The organism is Mycolicibacterium bacteremicum, from assembly GCF_002086115.1.
Classification (GTDB): Bacteria; Actinomycetota; Actinomycetes; order Mycobacteriales; family Mycobacteriaceae; genus Mycobacterium; species Mycobacterium bacteremicum.
Genome location: NZ_MVHJ01000008.1, coordinates 24429 through 39951 on the forward strand (window position 1 = coordinate 24429; position 15523 = coordinate 39951).

Genomic DNA, 15523 nt, shown 5'->3' on the forward strand with positions numbered 1-15523 from the left:
CCACGATACGGATTGCCTTCGGCAGCCGAGCGTGCGCACACTCGGCGCGGGTGGCGGCGTGTTGCCCGCAGACACGCACGCTCGCCGGGAAGTCCAGGGGGAATCTAGCCGGTGACGAGAGCGACCGAGTTGGCCCGGCGCAGCTTGCCCGACGGCGTCTTCGGGATGGTGCCCGGCCCGAGCACGACCACGTTGCGCGGCCGCACGTCGACCTCGGTCACCACTTCGTGGGCGACCTGGTGCTCGATGCGACGCACCTCGGCCGGGTCCTGGTAGGCGTTGGATTCCACTGCGACGGCGAAGGTTTCGCGCGAGTGGCCGGCATCCAGGCGCACCGCGACGGCGCAACCGGGGCGCACACCCTCGACGCGGCCGGCGGCGCGCTCGATATCGGTCGGGTAGATGTTGCGCCCGGCCATGATGATGACGTCCTTGACGCGGCCGCAGACCACGACGTTGCCTTCCTCGGTGATGTAGCCGAGGTCGCCGGTGTCATACCAGCCGTTCTCATCCTGGGTCGGCAGGAAGCCGGCCATGGTGATGTAGCCCGGGGTGACCGACTCACCGCGCAGCTGGATGACGCCGACGCCGCGGACCGGCAGCACGGCACCGTCCTCGTCGACCACGCGGGCGTCCAGGTCGCGCAGCAGCGGACCCAGCGAGGCCAGCCGGCGGGTGTTGCCCTTGCTCGCCGGCACCGCCCGGCGCAGCGCGGCCAGCAGGTCGGCGTCGACCTCGTCGACGACCAGGCCGGCGTTGCACGGGGAGAACGACACCGCCAGGCAGGTCTCGGCCATGCCGTAGGCGGGCAGGATCGCCGAGGCCTTCAGGCCGAACGGCTTGCCCGCGTCGATCAGGTCCTCGACGTCGGCGGGCTCGACGGGCTCGGCGCCCGACAGCGCGAAGCGCAGGGTCGACAGGTCGAACTCGCCCGGCTTGGCCTGGCGGCGCAACCGCTTGGCGAACAGCGCGTAGGCGAAGTTCGGCGCCGCGGTCATGGTGCCCTTGTACTTGTCGATCAGGCGCGCCCACAGCAGGGTGTCGCGCAGGAAGTCCATCGGGGTGACCTTGACCAGTTCGGCACCGAAGTACATCGGGATGGTCAGGAAGCCGACCATGCCCATGTCGTGGAAGCAGGGCAGCCAGCTGACCATGACATCGGTGTCGACGTCGTACTCGGCGCCGATGAACATGGCCTCGGCGTTGGAGTGGATGTTGCGGTGGGTGATCTGCACGGCCTTCGGGGACCCGGTCGAGCCGGAGGTCAGCTGCATCAGCGCCAGATCGTCCTCGCCGGTCTCGACGGGGTCGATCGGTTCGGCGGCCAGCAGGTCGGCCACCTTGAGGACCTTGATGCCCTTCTCCTCGAGCACCGGGATGGCGACGATGAAGGGCTCGGAGACGATGACGGCCTTGAGTTCGATCATGCCGATGACGGTCATGGTGTCCTCGGCCCAGACGGCGAGGTCGGTGCGCGGGGTCGGCTGGTGCAGCATCGTCAGGCTGCCGCCGCGCATCCACACTCCCTGGGCGGTGGGTGCGATCTCGACCGGGAAGCCGGCCAGCACGCCGACCGAGTCACCGTGTCCGATTCCGGCGGCGGCCAGACCACCGGCCACCCGGCGGGCGCGCTCGTGCACCTCGGCCCAGGTGTGCCGCACCGGCTCGTAGGGTTCGCCGGTGACCATGCCCCGCGTGCTCTCCCGGGCGCTGCGGTACATCTTGTCGGTAAAGCGGCTCACGGCAACCTCCTGGGGTGACTGGGGCCGAAGCGACGTCGTCGTCGGCTCCAGGTTCCTCGCGCGTTTCCCTATATTCCGCCTGCAGGTGCACTCTTCAGCAGAGGCGCGCACACACAATTGGGAAGCAGTTGTGTCTCATTTCGGTGGTCACCGGCCTTTTGCTCGCCGGCCAGTTTCCACCGAGCCCATCTTAAAGAACCCTTAAGTAACTGCCAAACCATCGCGCCGATTGAGGCATGTGTCACACGTGCGGAGGTTTAACCGGCGCACCGTCGGTGTCAGCGCACCGGCTCGGGCACCACGCGTGCGCCGTGCACCGGACCGCTGGCCACCCGCACCGTGCGGCACACGCCCGCCCCCGACAACGCGGTACCCACATCGACGGCATGGGCGGCCGAGGTACACAGGAAGGCACATGTCGGGCCGGACCCGGAGACGATGCCGGCCAGCGCGCCGGCCTCGGCTCCGGCGCGCAACGTGCGGCGCAGATCCGAGCGCAGGCTCAGCGCCGCGGGCTGCAGGTCGTTGCCCAGCAGCGGCGCCAAAACGTGCGGATCGCCGGTGGCCAGCGCGGCCAGCAGCGGTTCGGCATCGTCCAGTCGCGGCGGCCCACTCCACTGCGGATCGTCGCGGAGCCGGTCGATCTCGCCGAACACCGCCGGCGTGGACAGGCCGTCGTGGGCAAAGGCGAAGACCCAGTGGAAGGTGCTGCGCGCCAGCACGGTGGCCAGTTCCTCACCGCGGCCGGTGCCCAGCGCGGTGCCGCCGTGCAGGGCGAAGGGCACGTCACTGCCCAGCTGGGCGGCCAGCGCGTGCAGATCCCGACGCGGCACCCCGAGTTCCCACAGCGTGTTCATGGCGACCAGCACGGCCGCAGCGTTGCCGCTGCCGCCGGCCATCCCACCCGCGACCGGGATGGACTTGGTGATCGTGATGGCCACCTCCGGCGCCCGGCCGACATGCTCGGCCATCAGTTCGGCGGCCCGCCAGGCCAGGTTGCGGCCGTCGACGGGCAGGCCCTCGGCGCCCTCACCGAGCATCTCCAGCGTCAACATGTCCGCCGTACGGACGGTCACCTCGTCGAACAGCGACACGGCATGGAAGACGGTGGTCAGTTCGTGGTAGCCGTCGTCACGACGGTCCCCGACCGCAAGATAGAGATTGACCTTGCCCGGAACCCGTACGGTCACCGAACCCGAGGCCACCCATTCGGTGGCGGTATCTCCGTCAGAAGCAGACACCGCACGACACTACCGCTGTGCCGCGAGCACCGAAGGCACAAGTGGTGAGATACCCCTCGTCGATCCCGCCGCTGTGCACCGACACTAAGGTTTGCCACAGCGGTGTGTCAAGGATCACATTCGACGGATCCAAGCGGCGCTCACCGGGTTGAGTCCGGAGATCCGGACGGTGATTACGCCTGCACGGAGTTAGCCGAGGACTCGGTCTCGGCGATCTGCTCGGCCGGGGCCGGCTTCGGCGCCGGTGCCAGCTCACCTGAGCGCTCCAGCAGGGTGACGAAGTTCTTGATCGACAGCGTCTCACCGCGCCGGGCCGGATCGATGCTCGCGGCCAGCAGACGCTCGGCCGAGGCATTACCGGAACCGGCCCATTCGGCGAACGCGTTGCGCGAGGTCTTGCGACGCTGCGCGAAGCCGATGTCGATCAGGTTGAACACCTGCTCGCGGAACTCGGCATCGGTGGGCCATTCGGACGTCTCGTACCGGTCGATGCGGACCAGTCCGGAGTACACCCGGGGAATCGACCAGAAGACGGTCGGCGAGACCATGCCGTACCGGCGCACCTCACCGTAGAAGCGGATCTTCGCGCTCGGGACGCCGTAGTCCTTGCCGCCGGGCTCGGCGGCCAGCCGCTCGGCGACCTCGGCCTGGACCATCACCATGACGGTCTTGATGGACGGGAATTCCGCCATCAGGTGCAGCAGCGCGGGCACCGCGATGTTGTAGGGCAAGTTGGCGACCAGCGCGGTGGGCTGCTCGTCCAGGTCACCGGACTTCAGGGTCAGGATGTCGCGGTTCAGCACGGTCAGCCGGCCGATCTCGCTGTGCGAGTGGTTCGCTATGGTCTTCGGGAGCTGGCGGGCGAGCACCGGATCGATTTCGACGGCGGTCACGCGGGCGCCCCGGTCGAGCAGGCCGAGGGTCAGCGAGCCCAGGCCGGGACCGACCTCGAGCACACAGTCCTGTCGGTGGATACCGGAGGCGGACACGATACGGCGGACGGTGTTGGCATCGTGGACGAAGTTCTGTCCGAAAGCCTTCCTCGGACGGAAGTCGATCTCCCGTGCCAGGTGCCTGATCTCGGTACGCCCGAGCAGTCGGATGGTCACCTTGACCCCAATCTCGCGCTACATGTCGGCCAGGCGCCCCAACCCTGACGCGCCCTCGTTACTTCAGCAATCGCGATCTGCTCTTCTCGAGTCGCCAGATCCGCGCGCTGAGCATACCTCAGACCGCCCTGTCGCTCCCAGGTGTTTTGATCAAATTGGACACCACCGAAATATCCGTTGCCGGTGTTGATGGCCCAGTTACCTCCGGATTCGCATCCGGCGAGGGCGTCCCAGATGTGGCCCTGCGACACCGGGGGCACCTCGGTCCCCGGTTTCGTCCCGACTCTCAGCACAGCTTCGCGCGCCGGATTCACGACGACATTGGCTACTGGCAGCCTGCCGGTCTCCTGGCCGTTGACGCGCGCGACAGCAAAGGTGACATCCTGCAGGCCCGGGGTGCCCGGATCCTCCACGATCTGCCGGCTCTGATTCAGCGTCGGGTCCTCGATACGGTTGCTGACCGGGGGCAGCGGCACCTGCTGGGTGACCTTCTCGATCCGCACCCTGGTCACGTCGATCCGCATGCCGTCGACCACCGGGGCGGAGGCCGCCGGAATCACGGTGTCACGTTGCTGGAGCGGCGCCCCGGCGGCTTCGAGCAGCATGCCGACGTTGGGGGCGGCCAGCCGCACGGTGCTGACCTTGCCGCCGTCGTTGAGCTGCACGGTCTTGGGCGTGACGACGGGCAAAGACATGCCCGCCAACGGAACACGGGTGCCGCGGGAGGCGGCGGCGGGGGCGGTGTCGGTCATGGACAGCTGCGCCAGCGCCTCCTGCACGGTGGCCGCGGTGGTCCACACCTGCGTGCTGCCCTGGCCGTCCTTCGAGATCTGCAGGGGCCGGCTGCGGCGCAGGACGATGATGTCGGCGTCGTGTACCTGCGCGTCGGCGACGGGGTAGAGATCGTCGCGCTCACCGACGGTGAAACCGTTCTCCTCGACGACGTCGATGACCCGCGTTTTCATGGTCGCCACGGTCAGCGGGGACCCGTCGACATTGAGCGTCACGGTCTTGTGCGAGGCCACCGCGACGCCGCCGGCAAACACCAGGGTGAGCAGGAGCGCGCCGACCAGGAGCCGCAATGCGGGCGAGCGCGTTTCATGAAGTTTGTTCAGTACGTTCAAAGCTTTGATTCCCGACGTGTGAGCGCGGCACCGGGCGGCCGGCAAGGCGAGCCACCGCTGTCCCAGGTTCGATAACAGGACGGTAACGAAGTTACGTCAACCGCGCCAACTCGTGAGGGTACCGAAGCGGTATGTCCGGAGCGCATTCGTGAAGGTCGTCTGGGCCACCTCGACCGCCGGGCGGTCCAGGATGTCGGCCAGCGCCCGCACGGTGTAGGGCAGGCAGTACGACTCGTTGGGTGCGCCGCGGAACGGGTGCGGGGTCAGGAACGGGGCGTCGGTCTCCACCAGCAGCAGTTCCGGCGGGATGACGGCGGCGGCCTCGCGCAGGGCATGCGCATTGCGGAAGCTCACCGTGCCCGACAGGCTCATCAGCCACCCGTGCCCGGCGCAGGTGCGGGCCATCTCGGCGTCGGAGGAAAAGCAGTGGAAGATCACGGTGTCCGGGGCACCCTCGGCGGCCAGCACGTCGAGCACCTCGGCATCGCCGTCCCGGTTGTGGATCATCAGCGGCTTGCCGGTGCGCTTGGCCAGGTCGATGTGCCAGGCGAAGGCCTCGCGCTGCTGCGCGGGGTCGGCGCAGCCGTCGAGGCGACCCGGCCAGTACATGTCGATGCCGGTCTCCCCCACCGCCACCACCCGCGGATGCGCGGCCAGCGTCTCCAGCTCGGCCTTGGCGGCATCGTCGAGGGCATCGGCGCGGGTGGGGTGCAGCGCGACCGCGGCATAGACCCGGGGGTCCCAGTCGGCGGCCTGCGCGGCCCAGCCGGCGGCCTCCAGATCGTCGGCGATGGTGACGACGGCCTGCACGCCGACCGCCCCGGCCCGGTCCAGGATGGCGGTGACGTCCGCGGCGGTCCGCGCGCCACACGCATCGAGGTGGGTGTGCGCGTCGATCAGCGGGGTCAGCGGCTCCGGAGCGGGCGGCTTCTCTCTCTTCGAGCTCACGACCACACCCTAAGGTGAGAGCCAAATGACTGACTCTCGCACCGGCGCGGGGGCGCGCACCCCGGCCCCCGCCTACTACATCACCACGGCCATCGCCTACCCCAACGGCGACCCGCACATCGGCCACGCCTACGAGTACATCGCGACCGACGCCATCGCCCGGTTCAAGCGCCTCGACGGATACGACGTGCGCTACCTCACCGGCACCGACGTGCACGGCCTCAAGATGGCCGAGACGGCGGCCAAGCTGGGTATCACCGCCGCCGAGTTGGCCACCCGCAACTCCGATGTCTTCGAACGCATGCAGGAACGCCTCGGCGCCTCCTACGACCGCTTCATCCGGACCTCCGATGCCGACCACTACGAGGCGTCCAAGGAGATCTGGCGCCGGATGAACGATGCCGGTGACATCTACCTGGGTAGCTACCAGGGCTGGTACTCGGTGCGTGACGAACGCTTCTTCAACGAGGACGAGACCCAGCTGGCCGCGGACGGCACGCGCACCGCTATCGAGACCGGCACCGAGGTCACCTGGACCGAGGAACAGACCTATTTCTTCAAGCTCTCCGAGTACACCGATCGGCTGCTGGCGCTCTATGAGGAGCATCCCGAGTTCATCGGGCCCGATGTGCGCCGCAACGAGATCGTCAGCTTCGTCTCCGGAGGGCTGCGCGACCTGTCGATCTCACGGACCACATTCGACTGGGGTGTGCCGGTGCCGGACCATCCCGATCACGTCATGTACGTGTGGGTGGACGCGCTGACCAACTATCTGACCGGTGTCGGCTTCCCGGACACCAGCTCGGAGGACTTCGAGAAATACTGGCCCGCCGACCTGCACATGATCGGCAAGGACATCATCCGGTTCCACACGGTGTACTGGCCGGCGTTCCTCATGTCGGCCGGACTACCGCTGCCGAAGCGGATATTCGCCCACGGGTTCATCAACGTCAAGGGCGAGAAGATGAGTAAATCGCTGGGCAACGTGGTAGACCCCCTGGTGCTCGTCGACGAATTCGGTGTGGATGCCGTGCGCTACTTCTTCCTGCGCGAGGTGCCGTTCGGCCAGGACGGCAGCTACAGCGAGGAAGCGATCATCGGCCGCGTCAACGCCGATCTGGCCAACGAACTGGGCAACCTCGCGCAGCGTTCGCTGTCGATGGTGAACAAGAACCTCGATGGGGTGGTCCCGCTGCCCGGCGCGTTCACACCCGAGGACAACGACCTGTTGGCCGCCGCCGATGCGCTGGCCGACCGGGTGCGCGAATGCTACGACCAGCAGGCCATGCACCTGGCGCTGGACGCCATCTGGTCGGTACTCGGCGCGGCCAACCGGTACTTCTCCGCGCAGCAACCGTGGGTGCTGCGCAAGACCGATACCCCCGAGGCGCAGGACCGTTTCGGCACCGTGCTGTACACGACGCTGGAGACGGTGCGCATCGCCACCCTGCTCACCCAACCGGTGATGCCGACCGCAACGGCCAAACTGCTCGACCTGCTCGGCCAGGCACCGCAGGCCCGCGACCTCACTGCGATCGGCACCCGGCTGGTGCCGGGCACTGCGCTGCCCAAGCCCGAAGGGGTGTTCCCGCGCTACCAGGTGGATGCGCCATGACCAGCCTGCACGAGCGGCTGCACGACATCTATGACGAAGTGGCGCAGCGCAATCCGGGCGAGACCGAGTTCCACCAAGCCGTCTACGAGGTGCTCACCAGCCTCGGACCGGTGGTGGCCAAACACCCCGAGTACGCCGACAACGCAGTGATCCGCCGGCTGTGCGAGCCCGAACGGCAGATCATCTTCCGGGTGCCGTGGATCGACGATTCCGGTGCGGTGCAGATCAACCGGGGCTTCCGCGTCGAGTTCAACTCCGCGCTGGGACCCTACAAGGGCGGCCTGCGCTTCCACCCGTCGGTGTACCTGGGCATCGTCAAATTCCTCGGCTTCGAACAGATCTTCAAGAACTCGCTGACCGGGCTGCCCATCGGTGGCGGTAAGGGCGGATCCGATTTCGATCCGAAGGGCCGCTCCACCAACGAGATCATGCGGTTCTGCCAGTCGTTCATGACCGAGCTGTACCGGCACATCGGCGAGCACACCGACGTCCCGGCCGGCGACATCGGCGTCGGGACACGCGAGATCGGTTACCTGTTCGGTCAGTACAAGCGGATCACCAACCGCTGGGAGGCCGGCGTGCTCACCGGAAAGGGGTTGAGCTGGGGCGGATCCCAGGTCCGTACCGAGGCCACCGGATACGGCACGGTCTTCTTCGTCGACGAGATCCTGCGGGCCACCTCGGATTCGTTCGACGGCAAGAAGGTCGTGGTCTCGGGTTCGGGGAATGTGGCCGTCTACGCGATCGAGAAGGTGCAGTCCCTCGGCGGCATCGTGACCGCCTGCTCGGATTCCAGCGGCTACATCGTCGACGAGGCCGGGATCGACCTGGAACTGCTCAAGGAGATCAAAGAGGTGCGCCGGGCCCGCATCGGCGAGTACGCCGACGCCCGCGGCGGGTCGGCCCGGTTCGTGACGCAGCACAGTGTGTGGCAGGTGCCCTGCGATATCGCGCTGCCGTGCGCGACCCAGAACGAACTGAACGGCGCCGACGCCACCGCGCTCATCGAGTCGGGCTGCCGCATCGTCGCCGAGGGCGCGAACATGCCGTGCACCCCCGAGGCCGTCAAGCACTTCGGGGAGGCCGGGGTGACCTTCGCACCGGGCAAGGCCGTCAACGCCGGCGGGGTGGCGACCAGTGCGCTGGAGATGCAGCAGAACGCGTCCCGGGACTCCTGGACGTTCGACGACACCGAGGCGCGCCTGGCCGGGATCATGGGCCGCATCCACCACACCTGCCTGGCCACCGCCGACGAGTACGGCCAGCCCGGCAATTACGCGGCCGGCGCGAACATCGCCGGATTCATCCGGGTGGCCGATGCGATGCTGGCCCTCGGTCTGATTTAGTGATCTGAGCCACACTTGCCGTGGCGGTGTCACACATCCTGCGGCGCCGGTGTCTTGAGGGCATGACCCGCCCAGAACAAGGAGACATCATGACCGAGATCACGGCTCGCATCGTCATCATCGGCGGCGGTTACGCCGGCGCGCTGGCCGCCAACCACCTGTTGCAGCGCGACGACGTCGACGTCACCCTGGTCAACGCCCGCCCGCAGTTCGTCGAGCGGATCCGGCTGCACCAGCTGGCGATCGGCAATGACGACGCCGTCGCCGACTACGCCGAGCTGCTCGGGGCACGCGTGCGGCTGGTGGTCGACACGGCCAACCGGATCGACACCGCGGCCCGCCGGGTCGAGCTCGCGTCCGGCGCTGCGCTCGACTACGACCAGCTGATCTACGCCGTCGGCAGCACCGGCGGTTCAGCACCCGAATTCGCCTACGCGGTCGGCGAATTGGAGGATGCCCAGCGGCTGGCCGCGCGCCTGCTCGGCGTACCGGCCGCCGCGCCGGTCGTCGTGGTCGGCGGCGGCCTCACCGGGATCGAGGCCGCGGCGGAGTTCGCCGAAGCCGGCCGCACCGTCACACTCGTCGCCGGGCCGGTTCTCGGGCCCTCACTGAGTGCGCCCGGGCGCCGGTCGGTGGCCAAGCAGCTCGCCAAGCTCGGCGCAACGGTCATCGAAGGGCCCACCGTCACCGCCGTCGGCGCGGCCGACGTGACGCTGTCCGACGGCCGGGTCCTGCCCAGTGCCGCCACCGTCTGGACCGCCGGATTCGGCGTGCCCGCGCTGGCCGCGGCGAGCGGTCTGCGCACCGACGACCTGGGCCGGCTGCTCACCGACGAGACGCTGACCAGCATCGACGACGACCGTATTGTCGCCGCCGGGGACGCGGCCGCCCCGTCCGGGGTGCCACTGCGGATGAGCTGCCAGGCCGCGCTGCCGTTGGGCGCCCAGGCCGCCAACACCGTGCTGGCGCGCATCGCCGGGACCGATCCGGCCCCGATCAGCCAGGCCTTCACCGGCCAGTGCATCAGCCTGGGCCGCGCCGGCGGCACCATCCAGCTCGCGCGCACCGACGACACCCCGATCCGGCTGTACCTCGGCGGCCGGGCCGCCGCCCTGGTCAAGGAGCAGGTGTGCAAGGGCACCCTGGCGTTCCTGCGCAAGGAGGCCCGCAAGCCCGGTGCCTACTTCTGGCTCAAGAGCGCCAAGCGCGCCAAGGCGCTGCAGCTGGAGACGGCGTGAGCATGAGCGAAGCTTGCGAGCGAATCATCGGCACGGCATGCGGGAGCCGAGCCTGCGAGGCAACCGCATGAGCGAGCACGCCGAGCGCTTCACCGCGCTGCGCCCGCTGCTGTTCACCATCGCCTACGAAATCCTGGGCTCGGCAACCGAATCCGATGATGTGCTGCAGGAGAGCTATCTGCGCTGGGCCGAGGTGGACCTGGACACCGTGCGTGACACCAAGTCCTATCTGGCCCAGCTGGTGACCCGGCAGTCGCTCAACACGCTCCGCGCGCAGGCCCGCCGGCGCGAGGAGTACGTCGGGCCGTGGCTACCCGAACCGCTGCGGGTGGACGCACCGGACGCCGCCGCGGACATCGTGCTGGCCGAATCGGTCTCGATGGCCATGATGGTGGTGCTCGAAACGCTGTCCCCGGACGAGCGCGCGGTGTTCGTGCTGCGTGAGGTGTTCGGCTTCGGTCACGACGAAATCGCCGCGGCGGTCGGCAAATCCGCGGCCGCGGTGCGTCAATTGGCGCACCGCGCCCGCGAGCACGTGCACGCCCGGCGCAAACGCTACGAACCGGTCGACAGCTCGGTCAGCGAGCAGCTCACCACCCAATTCCTGCTCACCGCGGCCACCGGCGATGTCGCCGGCCTGGTCGAGATGCTGGCACCCGATGTGGTCTGGACCGCCGACAGCGCCGGCAAGGTCAGCGCCGCCCGGCGGCCGGTGCACGGCGCGGACCGGGTGGCCCGCCTCATCATCGGGTTGTTCCGGTTGTCCGGCGAGCAGGGCCGCGTCGAATACACCACGTACAACAACGCTCCCGCCCTCAACCTCTACCTGGGCGAGAGCTTCGAGGGCGTCATCACCGTCGAGATCACCGAGGGCAAGATCTCGCACTTCTACGCCATGCGTAACCCGGACAAGCTCACCACCGCGGCTATCCCGAGGGCCATCGGCCGCTAGCCTCTGGAAAGCTGGACCGGTGCGCATCGACCGGCTCGGCAACCTGGGCAACGCCCCCGAGGTGTTGCGCTGGGTCGCCGATGCCGCTGCCCGGCACGGCATGGCGCCGCCGGCCGCGCTGATCGGCGACTGGTTCGGCTCTCGCGCGGTGATAGCGCCGTCGCTGGCCGCCGAACCCGCCGCGGAGCTGTTCGAGGCCTACCCGGGCACCTCGGACACGGTCGGCGGCGGCTGGTTCGGCTACCTGTCCTATCCCGACGGGCCGGGGCCACCGCGTATCCCGCAGGCCGCCGGCGGCTGGTCGGACTCGGTGCTGCGCCAGGACGCCGACGGCCAGTGGTGGCACGAAAGTCTCACCGACAAAGAACTTCCCGACTGGCTCTCCGGCATCTCCGGCACGCCGGCGCGGCCGTACCGGTTGGCCTGGACCGCACCCGACCGCGACCGGCACCTGGTCGGCGTGACCGCCTGCCTGGACGCGATCGGCGCAGGCGAGGTCTACCAGGCCTGCGTGTGCACCCAATTCCGGGGCCGGCTCACCGGTGATCCGCTGGATTTCTTCGTCGACGCCGTGGCGCGCACCGCCCCGGCGCGCGCGGCCTTCATCGCCGGGCCCTGGGGTGCGGTGGCCTCGTTGTCGCCGGAGCTGTTCCTGCGCCGCCGCGGCGAGGCGACCTCGTCGAGCCCCATCAAAGGCACACTGCCCCTTGATGAATCACCCGCGCTGCTGCGCGCCTCGGTCAAGGACGTCGCCGAGAACATCATGATCGTCGACCTGGTGCGCAACGATCTCGGCAGGCTCGCCGTCACCGGATCGGTCGCCGTGCCGGAACTGCTGCGGATCCGTCCCGCACCGGGGGTGTGGCATCTGGTCTCGACCGTCACCGCGCGCATCCCGGTCGCCACGCCCATGTCCGCGGTGCTCGAGGCGACGTTTCCGCCCGCGTCGGTGACCGGGACGCCCAAGGGCCGGGCCCGGGAGCTGCTCGGCGACTGGGAGCAGCATCATCGCGGAATCTATTGCGGCACGGTGGGACTGGCCTCGCCTTCGGCCGGTACCGAACTGAACGTGGCCATCCGGACCGTCGAATTCGATGCCGCCGGCAACGCGGTCCTCGGCGTCGGGGGCGGCATCACCGCCGATTCCGACCCGGCCGCCGAGTGGCAGGAGTGCCTGCACAAGGCGGCCTCCATCGTCGCGCTGGGTCAGGGTGCCGGCTGTAGCCCGGTCAGTGCGGTGACCCACGCCGCGTTGCCGGAGAAGACGTAGAACGCGATCTCCCCCGCGGCGGTGTCGATGATCAGATGGGTCTGTCCGCCCACCACCGACCCCTTGAACACGGTCGACTCCCGCACCCCGGTGATCTCGGCGACCGGGACCTCGATGGTCTTACCGGTCAGGGTGCGAAACAGCAGCCGCCGCGGCGTCAGCGCGATCAACCCGGCGTTCTTCACGGTCGGATAACCCGGTGCGGTGGCTCCCCGGTATGACCCCTTCTCCGGTCCGCGCACCAGGGTCTCACCGGCCAGCTCGGCACCGAACTGTGCGCTGACGGCCGCGCTGCGACGCGGCAACCACCACAGCAGCGGAATGGCGATCAGTGCGCCGACGGCAACCAGGATTCCGACCACCAGCAACACCACGAACATCGTCGTACTCATACCGAACACCCCCGCAGGCTCAGTCGCGCGACTTCAACACCGCATCGTAGAGCTCACGCTTGGACGGCGCGCCCGGATTGGCCGCAACGACCTGCGCGCACGCATCCTTGACCCGCATACCGTCGGAGACGAGGTCGGTCACCTGTGCCACCAGGGTGTGCAGATCGGCCGTCGGCCGCGCACCGGCCAGCACGACCGTGATCTCACCGAGCACCCCGGCGGCCGCCCAGTCCGCCAGCCCGGCCAGCGTCCCGCGCCGGACCTCCTCATGGGTCTTGGTCAGCTCCCGGCACACCACGGCGCGCCGGTCGCCGCCCAGGGTGGCCACGGCGTCGGCCAGCGTGTCGGCCAGCCGCCGCGGCGACTCGAAGAACACACAGGTGCGCTCCTCGGTGGCCAGCCCGCTCAGCCAGCTGCGCCGGGCGACCTGTTTGCGCGGCGCGAACCCCTCGAAGCAGAACCGGTCGGCGGGCAGCCCGGAGACCGCCAACGCCGTCGTCACCGCCGACGGACCCGGCAGGCAGCTGACCGTCAACCCGGCCGCCACGCAGGCCGTCACCAGTCGGTAGCCCGGATCGTTGATCAGTGGCATCCCGGCATCGCTGATCAGCAGCACGGTGGCGCCGGCGGCGATCTCGTCGACCAACATCGGCACCCGCGACGCCTCGTTCTGGTCGAAGAGGCTGAGCACCCGCCCCGCGGGTGTCACCTCCAGCGCGGTGGCCAGCGACCGCGCCCGCCGGGTGTCCTCCGCGGCGACGATGTCCGCCCCGGCCAGGGCGCGGATCAGCCGGGCCGAGGCGTCGCCGGGCTGACCCAACGGGGTGGCCCCCAGGAGCAGTCGGCCGGCCGATTTTTCGGCGGGTAGGAGCGTAGCGACCGGGGGTTCCACAACTGCAAAGCCTACGATCGTCGGTGATGACCGCTCCTGACACCGTGCAATCGGAGCGCGCCGCACCCGTGATCAGTCCCGGACCGCTTGTCCCGGTCCCCGACTTCGGGCCCGTCGACCGGCTGCAGGGCTGGGTGATGACCGCGATCATCGGGGCGCTGGCCGCGCTGACCCGGTTCCTGAACCTGGGGTCGCCGACCGACGGCGGCACCCCGATCTTCGACGAGAAGCATTACGCGCCGCAGGCCTGGCAGATGCTGCACAACAACGGCATCGAGGACAATCCGGGCTACGGCCTGGTGGTGCACCCACCGCTGTCGAAGATGCTGATGAGCGTCGGCGAGTGGCTGTTCGGCTACACCGGTCTGGGCTGGCGGTTCAGCGGCGCGGTGTGCGGCGTCGTCATCGTGATCCTGGTCGCCCGCATCGTCCGCCGGATCACCCGGTCCACCCTGATCGGTGCGATCGCCGGGCTGCTGATCATCGCCGACGGTGTCAGCTTCGTCTCGGCGCGCACCGCCCTGCTGGACGTGTATCTGGTGGTGTTCGTCGTCGCGGCATTCGGCGCGCTGATCGTCGACCGGGACCAGGTGCGCGAGCGGTTGCACATCGCGTTGCTGGAGGGCCGCGCCGCGGACACGCCGTGGGGACCGCGTCTGGGTGTGCGGTGGTGGCGGTTCGGTGCCGGGGTGCTGCTGGGCCTGGCGTGCGCGACGAAATGGTCCGGGCTGTACTTCATCGCGTTCTTCGGGGTGATGACGCTGGCCTTCGACATCGCCGCCCGCCGCGCCTACCGGGTGCCGCGGCACTGGCTGGGGGCGTTGCGCCGCGATGCCGGGCCGTCGGTGTACGCGCTGGTGCTCATCCCGTTCGCGGTGTATCTGGCCTCCTATGCGCGCTGGTTCGCCTCCGAGACCGGCGTGTACCGGCACGAGGTGGGCCGCACCATCGGCGAGGGCGGGTTCCTGCCCGATGCCATCCGCTCGCTCTGGTACTACACGGCGTCGGTGTACCGCTTCCATTCCGGGCTGACGAACGCGGCGGGCAATCACCATCCGTGGGAGTCCAAACCGTGGACCTGGCCGATGTCGCTGCGCCCGGTGCTCTACGCCATCGACCAGCAGAACGTGCCGGGGTGCGGGGCCGAGTCCTGTGTGAAGGCGGTGATGCTGGTCGGCACGCCGACCATGTGGTTCATCGCGGTGCCGGTGCTGCTGTGGGCGTGCTGGCGGGCGTTCGTGCGCCGCGACTGGCGCTACGCGGCGGTACTGGTCGGCTACGGCGCCGGTTTCATCCCGTGGTTCTTCGCCATCGACCGGCAGATGTACTTCTTCTACGCCACCGCGATGGCGCCGTTCCTGGTGATGCTGATAGCGCTGATCCTCGGCGACATCCTCTACCAGCCACGGCAGAATTCCGAACGACGGACGCTGGGTCTGATCGCGGTGAGTTGTTATGTGGCGCTGGTGATCACGAACTTCGCCTGGCTGTACCCGATCCTGACCGGGCTACCCATCTCGCAGGCCACCTGGCATATGCAGATCTGGCTGCCGTCCTGGCGGTGAGGTTCTCGCGCGTCTGTACTGCGCGGTGAGCGTGCGCTTTCTCTGCTGCGAACGCGGCGTGTTGGGGTGCAGACACGCACGCTCGCCGG

Annotated in this window: 13 protein-coding genes; 6 read left to right on the forward strand and 7 right to left on the reverse strand. The window is 68.9% G+C overall.

From position 1 onward, the window contains the following. Nucleotides 1-104: 104 nt before the first annotated feature. From BST17_RS11470 to BST17_RS11490, 5 genes are all read right to left on the reverse strand, one after another. Entirely contained in the window at nt 105-1742 is a 1638-nt protein-coding gene (locus tag BST17_RS11470) for a fatty acyl-AMP ligase (protein WP_083057993.1), read from the reverse strand. A 278-nt stretch (nt 1743-2020) separates the two neighbouring features. Further along, the gene (locus tag BST17_RS11475; RefSeq protein ID WP_083057994.1) at nt 2021-2983 is read right to left on the reverse strand and encodes a 4-(cytidine 5'-diphospho)-2-C-methyl-D-erythritol kinase; all 963 of its coding nucleotides are present in this window, start codon (nt 2981-2983) and stop codon (nt 2021-2023) included. A gap of 173 nt (nt 2984-3156) precedes the next feature. Next, a complete protein-coding gene (gene rsmA, locus BST17_RS11480) occupies nt 3157-4092 on the reverse strand; it encodes a 16S rRNA (adenine(1518)-N(6)/adenine(1519)-N(6))-dimethyltransferase RsmA (RefSeq protein ID WP_083057996.1) in 936 nt (311 codons plus the stop codon). Further along, nucleotides 4089-5216 carry a resuscitation-promoting factor gene (locus BST17_RS11485; protein ID WP_083057997.1) on the reverse strand — a complete coding sequence of 376 codons (1128 nt, stop codon included), beginning with the start codon at nt 5214-5216 and terminating at the stop codon, nt 4089-4091. Before BST17_RS11485 ends, rsmA begins: the two co-directional genes overlap by 4 nt. Nucleotides 5217-5312: 96 nt before the next feature. Further along, nucleotides 5313-6164 (reverse strand): TatD family hydrolase, encoded by an 852-nt coding sequence (locus BST17_RS11490; protein WP_083058263.1) that lies wholly within the window; start codon nt 6162-6164, stop codon nt 5313-5315. Between the two features lie 25 nt (nt 6165-6189). Here BST17_RS11490 and metG point away from each other — a divergent pair, with 25 nt between their 5' ends. From metG to BST17_RS11515, 5 genes are all read left to right on the forward strand, one after another. Next, nucleotides 6190-7779 carry a methionine--tRNA ligase gene (gene metG, locus BST17_RS11495; protein ID WP_083057999.1) on the forward strand — a complete coding sequence of 530 codons (1590 nt, stop codon included), beginning with the start codon at nt 6190-6192 and terminating at the stop codon, nt 7777-7779. Then, nucleotides 7776-9125, forward strand: coding sequence for an NADP-specific glutamate dehydrogenase (gene gdhA / locus BST17_RS11500; RefSeq protein ID WP_083058000.1), 1350 nt, complete (start codon nt 7776-7778; stop codon nt 9123-9125). The genes metG and gdhA overlap by 4 nt, the downstream gene beginning before the upstream one ends. 89 nt (nt 9126-9214) lie before the next feature. Continuing rightward, complete coding sequence (locus tag BST17_RS11505) at nt 9215-10363, forward strand: NAD(P)/FAD-dependent oxidoreductase (protein ID WP_083058002.1); 1149 nt, start codon at nt 9215-9217, stop codon at nt 10361-10363. Between the two features lie 67 nt (nt 10364-10430). Continuing rightward, nucleotides 10431-11315 carry an RNA polymerase sigma-70 factor gene (locus BST17_RS11510; protein ID WP_109750107.1) on the forward strand — a complete coding sequence of 295 codons (885 nt, stop codon included), beginning with the start codon at nt 10431-10433 and terminating at the stop codon, nt 11313-11315. 19 nt (nt 11316-11334) lie between these two features. Then, entirely contained in the window at nt 11335-12585 is a 1251-nt protein-coding gene (locus BST17_RS11515) for an aminodeoxychorismate synthase component I (RefSeq protein ID WP_083058005.1), read from the forward strand. On the opposite strand, the gene BST17_RS11520 is transcribed toward BST17_RS11515, so the two are convergent. After that, nucleotides 12522-12977, reverse strand: coding sequence for a hypothetical protein (locus BST17_RS11520; RefSeq protein WP_234807639.1), 456 nt, complete (start codon nt 12975-12977; stop codon nt 12522-12524). The genes BST17_RS11515 and BST17_RS11520 overlap by 64 nt on opposite strands. A gap of 19 nt (nt 12978-12996) precedes the next feature. Continuing rightward, entirely contained in the window at nt 12997-13869 is an 873-nt protein-coding gene (gene rsmI / locus BST17_RS11525) for a 16S rRNA (cytidine(1402)-2'-O)-methyltransferase (protein ID WP_083058008.1), read from the reverse strand. 26 nt (nt 13870-13895) lie between these two features. On the opposite strand from rsmI, the gene BST17_RS11530 reads away from it, so the two are divergent. Next, nucleotides 13896-15434, forward strand: coding sequence for a dolichyl-phosphate-mannose--protein mannosyltransferase (locus tag BST17_RS11530; RefSeq protein WP_083058009.1), 1539 nt, complete (start codon nt 13896-13898; stop codon nt 15432-15434). Nucleotides 15435-15523 lie beyond the last annotated feature (89 nt).